This is a genomic window from Pseudoalteromonas sp. L23, from assembly GCF_021728455.1.
Classification (GTDB): Bacteria; Pseudomonadota; Gammaproteobacteria; order Enterobacterales; family Alteromonadaceae; genus Pseudoalteromonas.
Genome location: NZ_JAKKCW010000001.1, coordinates 371,069 through 390,133, shown reverse-complemented (window position 1 = coordinate 390,133; position 19,065 = coordinate 371,069). Strand labels below are relative to the sequence as shown.

Below are 19,065 nucleotides of genomic sequence, written 5' to 3'. Positions count from 1 at the left end.
TTTTCCTTGTTATTCAAATCTCAGATTGATTAACCGCTACATGGGGTTTGAGAGAGCACATTACTGTGACTAATGGTGACACTCTCGCTGTCTATGTATTGCGTTAATTTTTGGCATACTTCGGTTGTTGGGAATTGTGCCGAAACCGCTTTAGCATGCTCCATCGATTGCCAATAAATAATATCTAAATACTCGTCAGTCTGACTGTCTTTAGTCAACGAACGATATAGTAACCCAGGTTGCTGTTCAACCCACTCGGTAAATGCTGGGTTTACACCCATAATGTCACTCTCTGTAGCACCAAGAGCCAATTTAAATTTTACAATCTCTACGACATTTTGTTGCATGGTCTTTCTCCTTTTTGAGTTTGAAAAGAGTAAATCACGATGTTGTGTCAGGGAGTGTCAGTAGTGTTTAAATATACAGTTTCACCTAGCAAAATAAAGGATCTGTATTAGGATTTAGGGTACTGCAATTGGCAGGATTAACCGTGTAAAGGATAAGGAAATGAAATTAAGTACAAGCATATTTGCAACCAGTTTAGTTGCATCCGCTATCTGCGCTTCCCATGTTTTTGCAAAGGACATAAATGACAGCGATGTCAAAAGGCTGTATGTCTTGGCAAAGCAAGTCGCATCACAAAGTATCAGTGGGTCGTATACTTTTGCTATCAACTGTCATACTAACCCCAGCTTACTGAAACGTGCCGTTGAGCAAGTAAGTTGGCCTGCCGATGAAATTACCTTTGCTATTCAAGGACAATGTCAGGGCCCAATTAAGATCACGAGACCTGGTATCACCATTTCAGGGTCTGATAATACTCAAGATGTTATCTCTGCGGCGCTAAACGGCGTGCAGCCGACCGTATTAGTGGAGTCTGGTTCGGTTAAGCTCAATAACTTAGGGCTTGTCAGCACCGCTCAGCAAAGTAGCGTAACGGTAACGGCGCAGGGAATGGCAAGATTGGATAATGTCGCGACTCAAGTGCAAGGCACTGAGCCTGAATACCACTATATCGTGACAGATAATAGTAATCTTTACTTAAGTAATCTAAACCAAGCCAAAGTGAAAATAGCAGGGGGCGCTTTTGCTGAATTTGTAGCCGGAAATCAGGCGATGACAGCATATGTGTTTGACACCGCCAATGCTAGAAGTACCCAAGGGAACCAGTTCGACGCAGTACAAGTTGCTGGAAATGGCTACTTTTTAGCAGATGGGCAGTCGCATATAAACCTATTAATGATCTGGAGTAAAGGCGCCGCCGAAATCGACCAGCAAAGTAGTGTTGGTGAACTGATGATGGGCGGCCAAACCTTGTTTGCTGCTTATAGAAACTCGACCTTGTCAGGGCCTTACAGCTTCTTTGGGAACGTGGTTTTTGAGTTGGAGCACTCCTCTGCGACAAATTGGGTAACGAAAGAAAGGCCGCACTCACTGTTTTCTGGTAATAATGCCGTCGTGAATGGCGAACTATTTCCAAGTTGGAGTTGGCAAGGACAGGCGCCACAACCTGAGTGACCTGAGCTTCAAAACAATGAGTTAGCGTATTTCTTATTCAAACCTCAGGTTGAGTAATTTATGCTACTACGCCGCTTGGTATTATGCTTTACTACTAAGCGGCAACGATTAACCTAAAGGCAGAAGAATAAGATGGATCATCAACAAGTACACGACTACTTGCTTGCAAAACCCTATACCAGCGTAAGTCAACCTTTTGGTGAAGGCGTTGATGTATATAAAGTGAAAGACAAAATGTTCGCGACGTTGGCGCTTGGTAAAATGGGCAAAGAAGATGACGAGCATCCCCATTGGCGCGTAAATCTCAAATGCGATCCTGATGAAGCGCAAGCGCTGCGAGATATTTTTAGTGCGGTGTTACCGGGTTACCACATGAATAAAAAGCTCTGGAACACGGTGGTGCTCGATGGCTCCATTCCTACAGGAGAACTTGAGCGGATGATGGATAACTCATTTCGCCTTGTAGTCGAAAAAATGCCGAAAAAGCAGCAGGGGATTATCCTTGCGCAGCATCAATAGACGCACAAACGACTTGGTACACGGCGTTCACTTTAGGCTCTGTGAGCGCTTGATTTGCCACAACAAAATGTACGGGGAGCAAAAAGTCTAGCAAACTAGACAAGGCAACTTCTGCTCCTTGATCTGCAATGGCGTTGGTTTCAATAAAACTCACGCCGAGCCCTGCCTTAACTAAAGCCAAGCGGGAGCGCTCATCCGCAGCATTAATATTTACCGAGTTTACTTCGCTTAGCTGTTGATCAAGTTGCTTATCAAAAGGGCAGCCTTTTCCCATACGTATCCACGTCATCTGTGCTAATTCGGCTTTATGTGATGGCACAGGCCAAGATGCAGGATAAGCGGTGGTAACTGCAACTTCTGTGAGCGGTACAGCGCTAAAATGTGCAGGTACTTCGCCATAAATAACCCCACCATCAAGTAGGCCATCACTGAGTTTGTCGACGATGACACCACTTGAGAGTAATTCCAGCGAAAAAGAAAGACTTGGAAAGTGCTGGTTGAGGGTTTTTATTAGTGTGCCAAGTTCGCTCGAGGTGCCAATAGGGTGGTTCAAGCCAAGTCTGAACTCGCCTGTGAGCAGTGTTTTGGCTTGCGATGCGGTGTGCATTAAATCATTTGCACTTGCAAGCGTTAACTTAGCTTTGTCTAGCAAGATCTTACCTTGCTCTGTGAGCTGCATCCCTTTGCTAGAACGATGAAACAATACTGTATTGAGTTCCTCCTCAAGCGCTTTGATATGGGCGCTGATAGCAGGTGGTGTGGTGTACAGTCGTTTCGCTGCTGCCGTTAGGTTTTGGGCCTCTGCAACCGCAACAAACGACCTTAAATGGTAAAACTCCATTGCACTAAACTCAATCACGTATTGAATACCACCAGTTTAAATGAGCTTGCTGCGATTGCCTATTCTGAAATGATGAACATCGCCTTCAAAAAATATGAATTCATTAACGCCTATCAAGTGCGTAACGTAGTTGACCTCGGGTGAGGTTAAATAACCTGAGCTAGCTCATTCCTTATCCAAACCTCAGGTTAAATAATTATCCGCAGCTCAGATTATTTAGGACCCAGAGTATTTAAATAGGAGTTAGAAGATGAAAGTAGAAGTATCACAGTATTTTGCAATGAAGCTGGCTTGCGAAACGGATTGTGCTGATGTTTATCAGGCGATGTTAACGGGGCAGCAGGATTTTGTGTTATTTGATGTCAGGTCGAATGAAGCCTTTGCCAAAAGTCATGCTCAAGGCGCAGTTAATATGCCAAGCGCAGACATAAGCGAACTGACGATGGCTAAGTATGACAAGGTCACACCAATCGTGGTTTATTGTTGGGGTCCTGGGTGTAATGGCGCGACAAAGGCCGCGTATAAGCTTGCAAAAATGGGCTATCAAGTAAAAGAGATGATAGGTGGAATTCATTACTGGGAGGATTTCGAGCGTTATCCCGTTAATCGCCGAGTGTCTCAGGCTCAAAGTTGATGTAGGTGCATTTTTCTTCATCTCATGATTATACTGTTATTCATTCACGGCACATTTATCAATGTGTAAAGTGAGTGAATAACGATAATAACAAGGGAAATATCATGTCGAAACTATTGTACTGCGCCATATTTTGCTCGTCTTTGCTAAGTCAGACATCCTTCGCCACTGACTCGGCCCAACATCAAGTTCAACAAGTTGCACAAAATCTTTTACCTAGAGTTCAGTTAGAAGGCCAAAAATATAAACCTGTAGATTTGCAGACGCGTCTTCAAGAAACGCATTTGCCGGGCTTAAGCCTTGCCGTGATCAAAGATGGTAAAGTGGTGTGGGCTGAGGGTTTTGGCATTGCAGATAAAAAGCAAAATCGAAAAGTGACTACTGAAACGCTGTTTCAGGCAGGGTCAATAAGTAAGCCCGTTGCAGCGCTTGCGGTATTAAAGCTAGCACAAGATGGTAAAGTCGATTTAGATGCTGACGTTAATCAATATCTCACCTCTTGGAAAGTACCAACGAACGAATTTACCAAAGCCAATCCTGTTACTTTGAGACAGTTAATGACTCACACCTCGGGGCTCACTCAACATGGTTTTCCGGGCTACGTGCGTGGTAGTAAAATTCCAACTGACGTTGAAGTCTTAATGGGTAAAGGCAATACCGACTTAGTGACGGTTGACACTTTGCCAGGTAAAGCTTGGCGCTATTCTGGCGGTGGTTACACGGTAATGGAATTGCTCGTGGCAGATGTGACAAAAATGCCATTTGAAGAGTATGTCCAACAGGCAATTTTAACTCCGCTAGGGATGCACAATAGTACCTATGCGCAACCATTACCGAAAACGCTATGGTCAAAAGCCAGTGCTGCGTTTGACGATAAAGGCGAGCAAGTTGAAAGGGACTGGCATGTTTATCCAGAACAAGCCGCGGCTGGCCTTTGGACCACTCCGGTGGATCTCGCTAAATATATTATGGCCGTACAACAAGCGTATGCAGGCAATACCGTGGGGCCCATCACACCAGAGCTGGCGAAGCAAATGCTTGAAGTTCATCATGACGTATGGGGTTTGGGACCAGAGCTTGAACAGCGAGAGCAAGGGCTTGTTTTCACCCATGGTGGTAAAAATAAAGGCTTTAGCAATCGTTTTGAAGCATTTGTGGAAAAAGATGAGGGTATGGTGTTGATGTCCAATGGCGACTCAGCGAGTACCGTATTTGGTGAGCTTCGCATTGCCATCAGCGAACATTACGGCTGGAATTTTATACGCAGTAAAAAGATAACCGCGATTACATTACCTGAGGCACGCGCAAAGCAATTGGAAGGTCTGTATGCTTATGAGAAAGATCATCAGTTTAAAATGAAAATCACCCGAGAGGGGACGCGATTTAACGTCTTAGATATGGCCCGTGACAACCTGATGGCGTTTGTTGCTACAGAGGAAGACACTCTGATTGAGCTTGAAGGGGGGGCGGATGTCACCATTGAAACGAATGATAAAGGTGAGATCAGCGCGGTGATTTGGCGAGGCCTATATCGTTTTGAGCGGATTTAATCGGAAACTTCACGTCAACGAGTAGTCTGTCTCTGGTATTGGTATAAAATACACCTAGCGTTTATGTACCGTTTTGACTGGTTAGATAGCAGCCAAAGAACAGGTGTCCAGCGCGGGGCAGCCCTTCCTGGCAACCTTGCAATCGAGTTGGTATTGAGTAACACGGCGACAGTTTACTCTATTTTCTGGTGCTCTATGGATTGCTGCCTTATGTGCTCAACCAACTGCGGAAAAAAGGTTTGAAATCCAGATTCAAGCTGGTGGTAGTGCTCTTTTATATCCACTTCAGTGCCTGAAAATTGGTTTTGAAAACGAATACGTTGGGCGATGTTATCGAGTGCATGACCCACACCAGCTACGGATTTATAGGTGGCAAACCAATCATTTTGTGTCATTGCGCTAACGACTCGTTGCATGTGCGCAGGCATGATGTGCAAGTTATCGTGCAGCAATGAAAAGCTCTGACGTTTAAAGTCATCAAGCGAGGTGCTGTGATATTGCTGCCAGTGCTTAATCAAAAAGTGGTCATATAACACATCCAGTGCAATGCCTGCAAAGCGGCGACGCGCGAGCGAAAAAAGTTGTTTAGCAGATTTTGTTATCGTGTGGCTATCAGTAAATTTATCGACTTGCATATGTGTTTGTAGACCAAGTTGCACAGGTTTGGGCAGTACTTGTATATTCACGCCTTTTTGAAAGTCACCGAGCAAGTTGCCAAAGTGCGATGCGGCAGTTGGTTTGGCAAAGTACAAATGCGCCAAATAATTCACAGAAACATCCCCCCCAATAATTCACTCTAAAACAGAGTATCGCATTTGTCCGCACATACAAATACCAGCATATATGAATAACCATTTAATTCAGGAAGGAGAAACATAGCTTAGGCTATGCTTGTCTCCATTACTCAGAACATCAGGGGAAGTGTGATGGCGCTAACGGCTGAATTGAAGCAAAAGACCAAGCGATTAGTAGAATCAAAAAATATGCTCAAAGGGATCACGGTTGCCTCTTTTTTAGAGTCAACCATCGTGCCTATTCCGCTTGAAGCTGTGATGGTGCCGCTAATGCAGGCAAGGCGAGAAAAACTATGGCTAATTGCGCTAATGGCGACGGTTGGATGTGTGATTGGTGCCTTATTTGGTTATGCGTTGGGTTACTATTTATTTGATGCAGTGGGGGATTCCGCTATTGAGCTGCTGTCGAGCCAGTCTCAGTTTGAGCAAGTGAAAGCGCAGATGCAAAGTCAGGGATTTTGGTTTGTGTTGACCTTAGGTATTGCGCCAGTACCTTTTCAGATTGCCATGTTAGCAGCTGGCGCCACAAAGTTTTCACTATTACAATTTCTAATTGCAACTTGTATTGCCCGTTCACTACGTTATTTTGGCTTGGCGGCGGTCGTTTACTTTGCTGGTGATCAGGCTGAAAAGCTAATTAAACAACATAAAATAAAAGCCGTTATTCTCACAACGGCAATTGTGCTGCTCGCATGGTGGATAACTAGTCGCTAGTAGGGCCTAGTATTTTCTATACAAAAATTTTGATTCATTTTGTGAGCGTGCAAAAGCGAGTAAATCATCGCTCAGTGTTAGTGGCTCTGACACCAGCATTTGATACTGTTGATAAAAGTTATTAGGGGCTCCGGCGCGCTCAAATAATGCGAGGGCTGCTTTCCCTTGTCGAGCATACCCTCTGTAATCTTTGGACTTATTCAGCAGTTGAATATAAGCAAGGTAAAAAAGCTCAAACTCAGCATGTCTTGCAGAGCCTGTCTGCTTTAACATGAGATCAATGTTGTACAGCAGCTCACTTTGGTGCTGCATTGTCTCAATTAATTTATTTTGATCTTGGCGGATCATTGAGGCTACTACTCGTTCTTCAAAGTTATTCAGTTGCTCTGTCACTGTGTGATGAAGCTGTATAAATTGCTCCGCATGTATGGTACTTAACTGCTGCTGAAGGTTGCGCAAAAGCAAACTTTCCTGCTTACCTAGTTGTTCAATTTGAGATTCAGCCACCGTCAGTACAGTTTGGTAGACTGCATTGTGCTTTTTACCTTCAGGAATAGCTGCAATCTGCTTTCGAATCGCTTGAATATGAGCGTTGATCAGCGACAATTTTTGATTGACGTCGATTATGTTCCATTTACTAGGAGGTTGGTTAAAGAAGCTCGTGAGTGCAATTTCATGCCGGTTTGATGCAGAATGTAACTTTACCAATGTATCAATCAGCTCCGTCAGAGGATAGTCGGCAGATAAGGTGCGCAGCAATGTATCCGCTTGCACTGAATTGTTAAGTGCTTTTGATTGCGCGGCTTTTATCTGAGCCGTAACGATATCAGCGTTTTCATAAGCAATTTGTGCGTCTAGTAGTAAAGCTGAGGCATTTTGTGTTTTTTGATATAAGCTTTGCCATGTGGCGCTATCATATTCACTGAGTGTCTTGAGCGCGTGTACTTGTGCTTCTATGTCTCTTTGTTGTTGAGCTTGTGTGAGTGCTCGCTCGGTTTTTGTTATTTCGACCGGTGTACAAGCCACAAGTGTTGCGAAACAGAGAGTAGGGAATAGTTGCTTCATATCGTTATTGTTTTGTATTCCTTTTGCTTAACGTTAGCATCATCACTGCAATGGGGCAATATTCCTATATTGGGTATACATTTCGATATTTGCCCACACTTGCATTGTTCAATGGTTGTCTGATCTGCATTTTGCTGGCTGTCGCTGAGTAATAACTCTGCTTATAAAAATGAAGTGCATTGTCTTGCCAATCCAACTCGAGAAATTGACAGACTTCCTTCATCACAGCCTGAGGCATTTCTACCAGCGATTCATAATTCACAAATTTAATTTGAGTCGGATGTTTTTGTGCGGCATCTTGCAAAAACGCATAAGCATTATCATACATAGCTTGAATATCTTGCATCCGGTATGAGTAGCCATGAAAGGGGCTATTCGTTTGATATAATTGACGAAAGTTTGCGATACAAGTATCTGTTCTGTCTCGTTTCATCACGACAAATTTCGCGCGTGGAAACGCCTTTGCAAGCAAATCGATAAAGAAAAAATGAAATGGTTGTTTGTCTATAAAACGTTGAGCACCAGCAAAGGACTGCGCGGTGAAGAGACGGTATTGCCCAATGGCGTTAGCCTCTTTATATGCGTGGCTGATGTGCTGAATATTGCTGTTATAGTCACGAGAAAACCTAAGTGCTTGGGGCAATACACTGGTTTCTCCCAGCGGTTGTAGCGACAATTGCGCTAAGATCTGCTCCATTAAACTGGTGCCTGAGCGTGGTAGCCCAATGATAAATACAGGTGCAAACGTTTGCTCTGGAGCAAAATCAATAGGCTTGTCTAGAAGTTTGCCAAGTGCTTGAAAATAGCCAATCATTTGTTTAGATGAATAGGAAACCTCAGCACTGACCGCTTGTTTACTGGCCACAAAGCTTTGCCATGCCTTGGGATAATTTTCCTGCTTTTCGTATTCGAGTGCCAGTGCATGGTGAAGCCGCTGTAATGCAAGTGGTGTAGTTTGCGCTGTTATTTCAGTTGCTAACTGAGCGATGCGAGTCGATGCTAATTCTACAGGAGTAAGCTCTGAGTAGGCTAACTGGCACTTTGCATTACTTGGGTTTGCTTGCACTAAAGAGGCAAGCAGCGTCCGCGCTTGTGCTAATTCACCAGACATCTTTAAATGCATTGCATAGTTGAGCGCGATTTCAGGACTGTGTGGTGAGCGTGTATAGGCATGGTTAAAATGCCAACCAGCGTCAGTATATTGGTTTAATCTCAGTAAGATATTTGCGAGGGTATCGTGCTCTGACCCCGACAATTGTGTGTTACCTAGTAAATGCAGAATATAGCGCTTTGCCACTAATGGTGCTTGGGTAAAAAGCGCAAGTTTGGCAGCACTTAGGGAGTAAAGTGCGCAGGGAAATAAACTTAGGCACTTGTCGTAAATTTTTAGTGCTTTGCTGAGGTTACCGAGAGCGATATTCAATTCGGCCAATAAGGCGTACGTGTGGTGATCGTTGGCATTGGTATTAATGCGAGCGACTAATGCGTGATGCGCCGCTTGAAATTGACGCTGTTGAATATAGCTTTGGATCTGATTGTATGATGTCATCGCAACGTAAAGAGAGTGAAGGTAACTTCACTCTCTATTTTAGTTTTTTGCTGATTATAACTCAAACTGGTAGTTAAGCTTGACCCCAACGGTACGAGGTGTTGTGACATAGTGTCCGTACACTCGCTGCTGCTCAGGCAAGGCTTTGTTTAACGCCGCGAATTTAGCTTCACCAGCCCAAGACTTGTCGCGTCTTACCGAGGTGAAAGCAAATTTGTCAAACAGGTTGTCGACATAAAAAGTGACGGCCCATTGCTCGCTTGAAAGCTTCGCACTGAGGTTAGACAAGGCAAATCCTGGCAATACCTCTCCGTCAGCTTTGAGTCCGACTTTCGTGTATACGTCACTCTGAGCGGTTACTCCATAATTAACGTTAAGCATTTTGTCGTCGAACACTTCCTGCTCGTAGCTTAAACCGAATGAAAACTGCTGTTTTGGGGCGCCAGGTAGGCGGTCGCCATCTGTACCGTCATAGTACGGCTGGTAAAGCGCAATTTCTTCTGCGCTATAGTCACCTTCTTTGAATACCGCAAACAGGGCTGGTGCATCATCAGTTAGCTGTGCTTTTGCATAAGAATAGGTTGCATACACCGTCCACTGGTCGTTCAACATAGCCCGGGTTGACAACTCAATCCCACTAGAGTTCGCAGATCCAGCATTAGAGGTAATGATCTCTTGGCCGTTTACCGTCACAGATGAGATCTGTGCATCTTCCCAATCAACACTGAATAATGCGGCGTTGAAATGCAGCTTGTTATTTAGCCATGTAGACTTTAATCCCAGCTCATAGTTAGTGGTGGTATCTGGTTTATAGCTAAGCTCATGCGGCAGTGCACAGATGATCTGTTGCTCTGGTAGTGTTTCTGGACAGGACTCCAAACCGTTGCCACCGCCTAACCTAAATCCTTCACTGACAGTGAAGTACGTCAGCAGTCCATCTTGCCAAGTGTAATTGGCATTAAACTTAAACAAACTACCATTGTCTTTGGCACTGACTTGTTCAAATGAAATTTGTTCGAGGCTTGGCAGGCCCCCAGAATAGAGCGGGGTTTCAGCCGCTGACTCAGTTTTAACATCATAGCGATAGAAACGAGCGCCCACTGTGATATTAAAATCATCTGAAAATGCGTAGCCGATTTCGCCAAACAATGCAGACTCTTTGCTGGTGGCATTGGTAAGTGCAATATACTCAAGGTCTTGCTCAACATTGTCGATTTCATCGCCCCAAAACTCCGTGAGTCCTGGCGTGTACTCTCTATCGTCCGAGCTAATTTCTTGTTTACTGTAATATACCCCAGCAATCCAATTTAGCGCGTCATCCCCTTTAGAGACTAAACGGATCTCTTGGGTAAAAGTGTCTTGATCTGTGGTGTCTTTGGTCAACGCGGTGAAACTAGGAAAATCCGCATAACCCGGCCAAATATCATAAAGTAGATCGGTTTGATCTCGTTGGCCTTGTTGTTCTTTACTTGACCAACCGGATGCCGAAACTAAATCAGCAAACTCTAAATCGGCGTTGATTTCAAGGCTAAGCAGGTCGTCTTCTTGTTCGTTAGGTTCAAGCACGCGATAGGCTGACTCGTATGGTTTGATCGTATCGGCAAGCGAGTGCTGTGCTGCAAGGCTTTGATATTGTGAAATTGAGTTAGCGCCATTTTCTTGCTTCTGGTGAAAATAGTTCAGCGTGGTATCGATACTCTCACTCACCAACCAACGTAGAGAAACCCGTGTGGTCGTAATGGTCTCATCATTTGCATCCGCAACTGCGTTGATGTTTGCTTTTACATCCTCAGCATTGGACCAATCAGGATCTGGGTTTGAAACGCCAGCTTGCTTAACCACATAACTGTAATCTATAAAGCCGGGGTTGTGATAGCGGTTAATACTTGCACGAACGGCTAATTCATCCATCACTACAGGCATATTGAAGACAGCACCCACTTCATGACCATGACTGTCACTATCATTGATACTGAATAAATCACCACTTAGTTTACCCTCAATAACGTCAAGCACTGGTGCTTTAAGCATGGTTCTAATCGCACCACCTAGCGTGCCTGCACCGTAAAGCGTACCTTGTGGGCCAATCAAGACTTCAACACGTTCGATATCGGTTAGTCGCAAATCCACATTGATTGGGATTTCGCCGAGGTAAGTTGCCACAGTTCCCGAGTCAGAGGCACGTTCTGACGAATTAGTATTCAAACCACGAACAATAATAGGTGAACCTTCACGGCCACCTTGTTCTGTGATTGTCAAACCTGGGACCCATCTTGCTACGTCTTCAAGGTCGCCAATATTTTGGTCGCTCATTACATCGCTGTCGACGGCGGTAATGTTTAATGGCGCTTCTTGAACTGTGCCTGCGCGTCGAGTTGCTGTTACTTGAATTCGCTCAATTGACTTTTCTTGAGCCTTACTTTCTTCAGCTTGTGATTGAGTCACAACAAAAAAACTCGAACTAACAGCTAGTGCGACTAAGCTTGGATGGAGCTTACTCATAAATGGTGGAACCTCAAATTTAGAATTAAACGTGACGAAATTTCAATATTTATAAATGGGTAAGTATGCAGGTAGCACATTTTAGTCCCGAGTTTAGAGAAAATTTCATACAGCTGGCGGTAAATAGACGGGCAATACTTTGTATTTACTTTAGGTAATTTAACCACCCTGAAACTGCGGCGCATGCTAACATGCTTATTCGTATTTTGTGAATAATTATTTTGATTTTTTGAATGGTTATTTCTTTATGGAAGACGGCTATTTGCGAAAATTTTTAAATAGCTTAGAGTATTAGCTCCGTATACTTCTTTTATACATCGATAATATTAAGGAAAAACAATGAAAAAGCTGATGTTTGCATTGTTGGCATCTTGTTCGTTACTCGGTTGCTCTGACAGTGAAGTTGGTGATGTATCTCTTGGTCTATTTACGCTCAAAGATATAAAACTAGACTCTATGGTTGACCCTGTTGTAACGGGCGTGACCTGCCATGTCGCGAGTGTTGAAGATAACTTGAGTTTTTCAGATCCTAGCGATAGCTCTATTTCTTGTCGTCAAACGAGCGAAATAACACCGGCAATGCTAGCAAATATAGACAAAAGCGATTCTGGTGAAGTGGTGTTCAAAAAATCAAAAAGTGTGTTTTTTAAAGCAATGAAAGTGAGAAGGATCTTTGATGCAAAAAATCAAACTTTAATGTACTTAGCCTATACCACCAAGGAAACCTCTGGCAGTTTTAAGCATAGCTTATCAACTGTGCCACTATGGGGAACTCAGGCTTATCAAGGCGATAAAACCAATTAACTCGAATGTTCGCTAGCACATAAACCCACACGCTTCGATAATTGCATTTAATGAGTTATTTTTTTGTTTGAATTAAACCTTTTTGCTCACGATTTCGACTAAGCTTAGTAGTGATAAGTTTAGGAGAAATCGTGATGTTAAAAACACGCTTTTTAGGGAAAACGGTCAATATTGCATTTGCAGTGATGACTGTATTGTTTGTTATTTTAACGTTAACAACTGATGCTCATAGCATCTCATCTCAAGCTGCTCAGGTTGAGATGTTTAGCCAAGACGAGGTAATCTCTGAATCCAAATCTAAGTAAATTTGGGCCGTGATTTATCTTGTTTTGCTGATTAATGTCATTCGAAACGATGAAAATATAATATAAATATTACGCTCGGCTCAGTCTCTGTCGCGCGTGGTGTTAAGTGCATAAATTTGCATGAAGTTTTTATGACATACATTCATGCTTCACTTACGCGCTGTATAGCGTATAAGCTCTAAACCGCCATCTCTGACTCATCTCATTAATAGTCTTAGCTAGGCTGCCAGCAAAATTGTAATTAATTTGTTGCGTTCTCCTCAGTCTGCATTAGCTTTAATTAGGGACTAAGAAAAAAGCAGCGCAGTTTGCAATCGGATATTTGCAAGTTTCTGTTTTAAAAAAACTCGAATTTTAGCTGACGCACTCGCTATTCGTCTGACTAAAACGCTTACAAACAAGGAAGAAATATGGCACGCCAATTTGATAACTTTTATAGTCATGGGGCAATTAGCTTTAGTGACTTTGTTAATTGTGTTTCTAGCTTATATACAGGTCCAGCTTGCTTGGATGACAGTACATTGAGGCTGCTAGCTGAAATGTTGTATCGGCTATCGCAAAATAAGCAATTTCTCGCGGCACGAGTTGCGGGTAGTAGTAATTACCAACATCATGCGCGAGGGATGGTGGACAATGATGATCTATATGTACTTTATGAAAATAAACGACCATTTTTTAAAGTATGTGCACAGATTTGGCATCCAACGCCAAAGCGGGGAACTCAGCGCTGCTTTATTCCACAAGTGCGGGACTACAATTTTACGGCATTGACGACCTGTTATTTTGGCCCCGGTTGTGGCAGCAAGCTCTATCAATATGAATATAGAAAGGACTTACAGCAAGGCGACCACTGTGATTTGCAGTTTGGGCAGTTTTATCAATTTACCCCTGAATCTGTACTCTTTACCGAAGCATCGAGAGATGTCATAGCCCAAGCTTTACCCAAAAGTTTGAGTATCACCATCAGCTTACAGTTAGAGCAAAGGCCACATGCTTGCTTTGTGTTTGACAAGTCATCTGGTCGCGTGCAGCGCGTTATCGTTGAGTTACCGTCGCAATGCGCTAATACGCCAAAGCCCCTGGTGCTCGAAAGCTAAGCTAGTTTGTTGGAAAAAGCTCGGAAAAGTCAATTAATTCGCAATTTTCCGTCTTTTATAGCTGTAACAAAAACGCAAATATGTTACTTGTAGTTGCATCTATGAGAATAGCGTGAGCACTTTATTGCAGTCTCATATTCTTAATAAAGTGCTTATATCCATTTGCTTTTTCAAATTGGTATGACTATTCCATCAGCAGCCAGATCTGCACTGGTATTTTAGCTTTGACAACAACCTTAATGGAGCGGCGTAATAATGAATAAAATAAGCTTGGTAGCACTCTCTGTTGTGCTAGGTTTGAGCGGATGTGCTCAAGACAAGCCAAAAACAGAAACTACATCTGTTGCTAAAACCACTGAATCAACTCTCTCTCGTGCAGAAATCGACAAAGTCGTAGAACAGTACACCAAGCAGTTTATTAACCACGAACCCGCACTTGCCACTTCGCTCAAATTATCAAGCAGTGAATATGGTCACTACGCCAATAGACTGCCAGATTACTCGGTTGTCGGTATGCAGGCGCTACAGGTGGATATGAACGCAGCCGCAGATAAATTGAAACAATTACAATCGGGCGTGGCGAACTCTGATGACTTGTTGCACCTTAAAGTAAATGAAGTTATTGCCCGTTATTATGCCGGCGATAAAGGCTTCTCTGCAGGTTATATTGATACTTGGGGCGGACACCTGCCATACATTGTTAACCAGTTGTCTGGCCCATTGTTGGATATTCCTAATGTGCTAAAAGATCAGCATGGAATTGAAAGTGAGCAAGATGCAAAAGACTATGTTGCGCGCCTAAATGCCTTTGTTGAAGTCACGAAGCAAGTTGCAAGCAAGGTAAAAGCGGATGCCAATAAAGGCGTAATTTTACCAAAAGTATTATTTCCAAACACGCTAGGTTATTTAGATAACTTCACGGCGCCAAGTGGTACAGAACATCCTTTGGTTGCGTCGTTTAAAGATAAACTTGCGAATATTGATGGTATTACGGATAAAGCCGCCGCTGATTATGTTGCACAGGCAACACAAATAGTTGAGCAAAAGCTTTATCCTGAGTTTAAAAATGTGTCTGCGATTATGCACGCGCTAGAGAGCAAAGCGCCTGAAAATGTCGGTATTTGGGCCCAACCAAATGGCGAATCTTTCTACCAGCATGAAATCACCTATTTGGCGGATTCTGATATGAGCGCGGAAGAGATCCACCAAATTGGCCTTGCTGAGGTGGAGCGTATTTCAAAGCGCATGGACGAAATCCTTAAGCAAAATGGCTATTCACAAGGTACTGTTGGTGACCGGATGAAGCAGCTCAATGAAGAGTCGAGATTCTTATATGCGGATTCTGGCGGAGGTCGTGAAGCGTTATTATCGTTCTTGCGTGGTGAAATAGGGACAATTTTACAAAAAGCGCCAGATTATTTTTCTACAATTCCACCACAACCTGTTGAAGTTAAACGTATACCAAAGGCCGTGGAAGCAGGTGCGCCAGGTGGTTACTACAACGGTCCATCGCTTGATGGCAGTCGCCCAGGGGTATTTTCAATCAACCTAAAAGACATGAAAGCAGTACCAAGCTTTGGCATGAAAACCTTAACGTATCATGAGGCGGTTCCTGGTCACCACTTCCAAATTGCGCTTAATATGTTGCAAACAGAAATCGGTTTGATGCGTCAAAATGCCTCATTTAATGGCTATGTTGAGGGCTGGGCGCTATATTCAGAGCTATTGGCATACGAAATGGGGATGTATAAGGACGACCCATTTGGAGACTTAGGCCGTCTGCAAGCTGAGGCATATCGTGCGGCTCGATTGGTGGTTGATACGGGCCTACATTATAAAAAGTGGACACGCGACCAAGCGATCACGTATTTTGCTGATGCAACTGGTACGGCGATGAGCGATGTGGTATCGGCTATCGACCGTTATATCGCTTGGCCAGGACAAGCGCTTGGTTATAAGTTAGGTATGCTTAAATTGGTTGAGCTTAGAGAGCATGCTAAACAGCAACTGGGCGATAAGTTTGATATTAAAGCATTCCACGACGTGGTGTTGCTAAAGGGCGCAAGGCCAATGGCGCTTGTTGAAGAAGATATCAAGACTTGGATTAATTCTCTGAAGTCGTAAATACACTTTTCGGCTTGAAGTCAGTGAACGATGCTGGCTTCAAGTTGACGTTATTTAAAAACCGCTATTTCTAGGGCCTGTTGACCTTTGCTGTTTGATTTTTGTTCTTCTGAGTGTGTTTTGGTCGCGACGCTCGACTTGCCGCCTAGTAATCTAGGCAAAAGTTGAGCAACAATGAACAAAGCGCACTCAGATGAACCCAAAGGGCAGCGCTTGATTGGCATTTCTTCTGTGTTGCCCCACAAGGATGTGGGGTAAGGTGACTTTGCAGGAGCACAAAGTCTTTATCGCCAGACTTACATAGAATGACTATGCTACGCTGGCTCTGCCTTGTATAAATACCAATCAAACTGCTGCAAAAACAAACTTGAAAGATCAACAGGCCCTAGCACTTGTTCACACTTAGCGTACTTAAATTCGCTATCATAACCTGAGCTTCAGATAATTAATGCCTTTCTAGCAGCCAGTTTTAGCGTTAACTGCGTTGAATTCACTTCCAATAGCCTGCTATTGGTGCGTAAATTCGCCTAGTTATCCCCAAAACTCTCTGGCTAGATAAGAAGATAGTTTAAGGTGATTAAAAAACAATGAGCTAGCTCATTCCTTATCCAAACCTCAGGTTATCATAATTTGCAATTCGGCTTTGCCACGGCATTTTCAATAATTTCTTTGCTGCGATGTATATCTTTCTTTTTCAGCTCAAGTCCTGCTTCATCTTCATTTTTGATCGGTTGATAAGCGAGTTTTGCATAAAGCGCAAAGTGATCTGACCCTATGTTGTTGAGCCTTTTAATATCGATCACTGTGAAATGGTGACTCGAAAACAAATGATCCAGCGGCCAACGTGCAAACGGGTACTGTGCATGAAAAGTGTTAAACATGCCTCGGCCAACTCTCGGATCAAGAAGCCCACTTATTTTCCTAAATAATCTCGTGGTTGGTGACCAAGCAACATCATTGAGATCGCCAGTGACAATGGTGGGCAGTGGCTCATTTATGACGCGTTTGGCGACAACCACCAATTCCGCATCTCGCTCAATGGCCGTTTCGTTTTCGGTGGGGCTTGGCGGTGCCGGATGCAAAAAATGGGTTTGGAGCATGATATGGGGAGCGATCCTGAGTTTTGCATGTATCGAAGGTACGCCTTCTTCAACGATATACTCACATTTTGCCTCGTCTAGCGGGTAGCGAGAATAAACGTGCATGCCGTATAAATTGGATTGTGGACATTTAACGCTGTAGGGCAGTATGTCCAGCAATGAGTCTAATTGTTGCTCCCATATCTCATCACTTTCTAACGTGACTAAAATATCAGGTTGATGTACCCGGACTTGCTCCAGCAGCAAATTAAACTGTCGATTAGTTTGCAGTACATTGGCGGTGATCAAACTAATTGTGTGAGTATTGGTTGTCGCTTTTTTTACCTCGACAGGCCAAAGTGGGGTGTAGGGTAAAATCCACCACAGTTGAAAACTTAAACAACCTAATAGAGAAATGGCAGCAAGCGCGGCTACACTTTGAAGATTAAGATAGAAAATGGACAGCAGTAGCGTAAATGCGGTAATAACAACGAGCTGAAGCCGCGGGAACTCCATTGCTCTCACACTCCAATGCGGATGTTTAGCAAGTGGCAATAGCGTAGCTAGTAGGATAAAACCACACAGCGCGACGATAACCCAAGTCATGAAATTCCTCAGCAAATAGATGAATTTAAGAAGTATATTTCATGTTAGCTGAAATCGCTGTGAATAGCATCGGGTCTAGGCGCTTGCCTAAACCCGATACTCGTCAGGGATATCTATACCAAATAAGTCGAGATTAGTTTTGGTACGGAGTGTTTTCCGCAAAATATTCATGGCTGTCAGCATTTTGAATTGCTTGACTTGGATTTGAGTTTGCTAAGTTTTTCGCACCAGATTGGCCATAAACGATGTCATCTGTACCTGCAACGGCATTAAAGTGACTTAGCTCATGAACAATCGTGCCTGCGCGTGAATCCGTACCTAGCTCATTTGCGCTCCAAAATGCGCGACATAGATAGACTTTGTATGGTTGATTTGGGTATACATAAGCAAAGTATGATTTGTTACAACTACAGTCAAAAGTGAGATCTTGGTTGTCGATTGCATCATTGATTGCGTTGAAGTTAGATTTCACGGTTGCATAGCGGCTGCTTGTCGCTGCGCCAAACCAAGTTTGATAACGCGTAGACGGGTTGCTCGCTGAGTGGCTATTTAAGTAAGCAACAGAGTCATTAGTAATTTGGTCCGCAGCATTGAGTGCTGACAAAATACTGGTTTTTTCACTGTTACTACAACGACCTGTAAAACAAGTGCCATCAGTACAGTCTGCTGCACCGGCGACTGGTTTTGCGTTAACTTGGAGGTTACCTTTGCTTAATGCTACACCTTCAAGCCAAAGATTGACCGAATTTGAGCTGAGTTCTGCTACATCGGCACGCATCATCGATTGCTGCCCCATCGTTCTTGTAGTCATGCTAGGGATTTCTTTTTTACCGAAAAGGTCAAATGATTCAACATCATAACTAATTTCGTAGTTACCTGGCTGGCTAAGATCATAAAGGCCCGAAAGCTCAAATGATTTAGTGAGCGTTTCGCCAGACTTTAGCTTGATAAAGTCAGCTTCGGTAGGAGCTGGGCGTTTGTAGTGAGGGCCAAAGAAATTAACTTCTTTACCATCACGCGTAATTTTAAAAATATGCTCTTCTTCGAGATCTGTATACCAGCTTAAGATTTTTTGGTTACCTTTACCCTGATTGGTGATGTTTAGCGTCGCAATAACATCGCCATTGCTTTTTGTGTCGACATCAACGCTTACCGCTAGGTCTTTATTCATTGCTTGAGCATTCAGTGATGCGGTTACGGCTGCTGCGAGTAACCCGGTAGATAGTGTGCGTGATAGTAGCTTCATTATTTCTTCCTGTTGAGGTTGCTACAGTCTCTCGGCTGGCAGGTACAAAACCAGTTGTGAGGACTGAGTTTACTTGTTGTCATTTCGTTATTTTTAAAGGTGAATTCACTCTTCACTT

The 19,065-nt window shown here is 43.5% G+C and carries 17 protein-coding genes; 9 read left to right on the top strand and 8 right to left on the bottom strand.

The window, feature by feature from the left end:
* Positions 1 to 29: 29 nt before the first annotated feature.
* The gene (locus L3V43_RS01770) at positions 30 to 347 is read right to left on the bottom strand and encodes a hypothetical protein (protein ID WP_235366587.1); all 318 of its coding nucleotides are present in this window, start codon (positions 345 to 347) and stop codon (positions 30 to 32) included.
* A 160-nt stretch (positions 348 to 507) separates the two neighbouring features.
* Here L3V43_RS01770 and L3V43_RS01765 point away from each other — a divergent pair, with 160 nt between their 5' ends.
* A complete protein-coding gene (locus L3V43_RS01765) occupies positions 508 to 1,518 on the top strand; it encodes a hypothetical protein (RefSeq protein WP_237115828.1) in 1,011 nt (336 codons plus the stop codon).
* Between the two features lie 132 nt (positions 1,519 to 1,650).
* Positions 1,651 to 2,037 carry an MmcQ/YjbR family DNA-binding protein gene (locus tag L3V43_RS01760; protein ID WP_010606232.1) on the top strand — a complete coding sequence of 129 codons (387 nt, stop codon included), beginning with the start codon at positions 1,651 to 1,653 and terminating at the stop codon, positions 2,035 to 2,037.
* Here the strand turns inward: L3V43_RS01760 and L3V43_RS01755 are convergent.
* Positions 2,015 to 2,896 (bottom strand): LysR family transcriptional regulator, encoded by an 882-nt coding sequence (locus L3V43_RS01755; RefSeq protein ID WP_237115829.1) that lies wholly within the window; start codon positions 2,894 to 2,896, stop codon positions 2,015 to 2,017. The two genes, L3V43_RS01760 and L3V43_RS01755, sit on opposite strands and share 23 nt — an antisense overlap.
* A gap of 232 nt (positions 2,897 to 3,128) precedes the next feature.
* On the opposite strand from L3V43_RS01755, the gene L3V43_RS01750 reads away from it, so the two are divergent.
* Complete coding sequence (locus L3V43_RS01750; RefSeq protein ID WP_010606234.1) at positions 3,129 to 3,512, top strand: rhodanese-like domain-containing protein; 384 nt, start codon at positions 3,129 to 3,131, stop codon at positions 3,510 to 3,512.
* 104 nt (positions 3,513 to 3,616) lie between these two features.
* A complete protein-coding gene (locus tag L3V43_RS01745; RefSeq protein ID WP_237115830.1) occupies positions 3,617 to 5,062 on the top strand; it encodes a serine hydrolase domain-containing protein in 1,446 nt (481 codons plus the stop codon).
* 173 nt (positions 5,063 to 5,235) lie between these two features.
* Here L3V43_RS01745 and L3V43_RS01740 read toward each other — a convergent pair whose 3' ends face one another.
* The gene (locus tag L3V43_RS01740; protein ID WP_237115831.1) at positions 5,236 to 5,832 is read right to left on the bottom strand and encodes an ACP phosphodiesterase; all 597 of its coding nucleotides are present in this window, start codon (positions 5,830 to 5,832) and stop codon (positions 5,236 to 5,238) included.
* 156 nt (positions 5,833 to 5,988) lie between these two features.
* Here L3V43_RS01740 and L3V43_RS01735 point away from each other — a divergent pair, with 156 nt between their 5' ends.
* On the top strand, positions 5,989 to 6,570 hold the full coding sequence (locus L3V43_RS01735; RefSeq protein ID WP_102057285.1) for a VTT domain-containing protein: 582 nt from the start codon (positions 5,989 to 5,991) through the stop codon (positions 6,568 to 6,570).
* A gap of 6 nt (positions 6,571 to 6,576) precedes the next feature.
* On the opposite strand, the gene L3V43_RS01730 is transcribed toward L3V43_RS01735, so the two are convergent.
* The 3 genes from L3V43_RS01730 to L3V43_RS01720 form a co-directional block, all read right to left on the bottom strand.
* Positions 6,577 to 7,635: a hypothetical protein gene (locus tag L3V43_RS01730; protein ID WP_237115832.1), complete on the bottom strand. Its 1,059-nt coding sequence runs from the start codon at positions 7,633 to 7,635 to the stop codon at positions 6,577 to 6,579.
* Positions 7,636 to 7,699: 64 nt separating this feature from the next.
* Positions 7,700 to 9,184: a sulfotransferase gene (locus L3V43_RS01725; RefSeq protein ID WP_237115833.1), complete on the bottom strand. Its 1,485-nt coding sequence runs from the start codon at positions 9,182 to 9,184 to the stop codon at positions 7,700 to 7,702.
* 54 nt (positions 9,185 to 9,238) lie between these two features.
* Positions 9,239 to 11,686 (bottom strand): TonB-dependent receptor, encoded by a 2,448-nt coding sequence (locus L3V43_RS01720; RefSeq protein ID WP_237115834.1) that lies wholly within the window; start codon positions 11,684 to 11,686, stop codon positions 9,239 to 9,241.
* Between the two features lie 339 nt (positions 11,687 to 12,025).
* Here L3V43_RS01720 and L3V43_RS01715 point away from each other — a divergent pair, with 339 nt between their 5' ends.
* The 4 genes from L3V43_RS01715 (at position 12,026) to L3V43_RS01700 (ending at position 16,016) form a co-directional block, all read left to right on the top strand.
* A complete protein-coding gene (locus tag L3V43_RS01715; protein ID WP_102057281.1) occupies positions 12,026 to 12,490 on the top strand; it encodes a CreA family protein in 465 nt (154 codons plus the stop codon).
* 131 nt (positions 12,491 to 12,621) lie between these two features.
* On the top strand, positions 12,622 to 12,795 hold the full coding sequence (locus tag L3V43_RS01710) for a hypothetical protein (RefSeq protein WP_157782802.1): 174 nt from the start codon (positions 12,622 to 12,624) through the stop codon (positions 12,793 to 12,795).
* Between the two features lie 410 nt (positions 12,796 to 13,205).
* Positions 13,206 to 13,892 carry a transposase gene (locus tag L3V43_RS01705; RefSeq protein WP_102057280.1) on the top strand — a complete coding sequence of 229 codons (687 nt, stop codon included), beginning with the start codon at positions 13,206 to 13,208 and terminating at the stop codon, positions 13,890 to 13,892.
* A gap of 255 nt (positions 13,893 to 14,147) precedes the next feature.
* Positions 14,148 to 16,016, top strand: a complete 1,869-nt coding sequence (locus L3V43_RS01700; protein WP_237115835.1) for a DUF885 domain-containing protein — start codon at positions 14,148 to 14,150, stop codon at positions 16,014 to 16,016.
* Between the two features lie 623 nt (positions 16,017 to 16,639).
* Here L3V43_RS01700 and L3V43_RS01695 read toward each other — a convergent pair.
* On the bottom strand, positions 16,640 to 17,701 hold the full coding sequence (locus tag L3V43_RS01695; RefSeq protein WP_237115836.1) for an endonuclease/exonuclease/phosphatase family protein: 1,062 nt from the start codon (positions 17,699 to 17,701) through the stop codon (positions 16,640 to 16,642).
* A 133-nt stretch (positions 17,702 to 17,834) separates the two neighbouring features.
* Positions 17,835 to 18,947 (bottom strand): M35 family metallo-endopeptidase, encoded by a 1,113-nt coding sequence (locus tag L3V43_RS01690; RefSeq protein WP_010606245.1) that lies wholly within the window; start codon positions 18,945 to 18,947, stop codon positions 17,835 to 17,837.
* Between the last annotated feature and the right edge of the window lie 118 nt (positions 18,948 to 19,065).

Coding starts and splice junctions, on each gene's coding strand:
- L3V43_RS01720 (WP_237115834.1), bottom strand. CDS start 11,686: ATGAGTAAGCTCCATCCAAGCTTAGTCGCACTAGCTGTTAGTTCGAGT.
- L3V43_RS01765 (WP_237115828.1), top strand. CDS start 508: ATGAAATTAAGTACAAGCATATTTGCAACCAGTTTAGTTGCATCCGCT.
- L3V43_RS01700 (WP_237115835.1), top strand. CDS start 14,148: ATGAATAAAATAAGCTTGGTAGCACTCTCTGTTGTGCTAGGTTTGAGC.
- L3V43_RS01750 (WP_010606234.1), top strand. CDS start 3,129: ATGAAAGTAGAAGTATCACAGTATTTTGCAATGAAGCTGGCTTGCGAA.
- L3V43_RS01695 (WP_237115836.1), bottom strand. CDS start 17,701: ATGACTTGGGTTATCGTCGCGCTGTGTGGTTTTATCCTACTAGCTACG.
- L3V43_RS01715 (WP_102057281.1), top strand. CDS start 12,026: ATGAAAAAGCTGATGTTTGCATTGTTGGCATCTTGTTCGTTACTCGGT.
- L3V43_RS01725 (WP_237115833.1), bottom strand. CDS start 9,184: ATGACATCATACAATCAGATCCAAAGCTATATTCAACAGCGTCAATTT.
- L3V43_RS01735 (WP_102057285.1), top strand. CDS start 5,989: ATGGCGCTAACGGCTGAATTGAAGCAAAAGACCAAGCGATTAGTAGAA.
- L3V43_RS01770 (WP_235366587.1), bottom strand. CDS start 347: ATGCAACAAAATGTCGTAGAGATTGTAAAATTTAAATTGGCTCTTGGT.
- L3V43_RS01730 (WP_237115832.1), bottom strand. CDS start 7,635: ATGAAGCAACTATTCCCTACTCTCTGTTTCGCAACACTTGTGGCTTGT.
- L3V43_RS01705 (WP_102057280.1), top strand. CDS start 13,206: ATGGCACGCCAATTTGATAACTTTTATAGTCATGGGGCAATTAGCTTT.
- L3V43_RS01760 (WP_010606232.1), top strand. CDS start 1,651: ATGGATCATCAACAAGTACACGACTACTTGCTTGCAAAACCCTATACC.
- L3V43_RS01745 (WP_237115830.1), top strand. CDS start 3,617: ATGTCGAAACTATTGTACTGCGCCATATTTTGCTCGTCTTTGCTAAGT.
- L3V43_RS01690 (WP_010606245.1), bottom strand. CDS start 18,947: ATGAAGCTACTATCACGCACACTATCTACCGGGTTACTCGCAGCAGCC.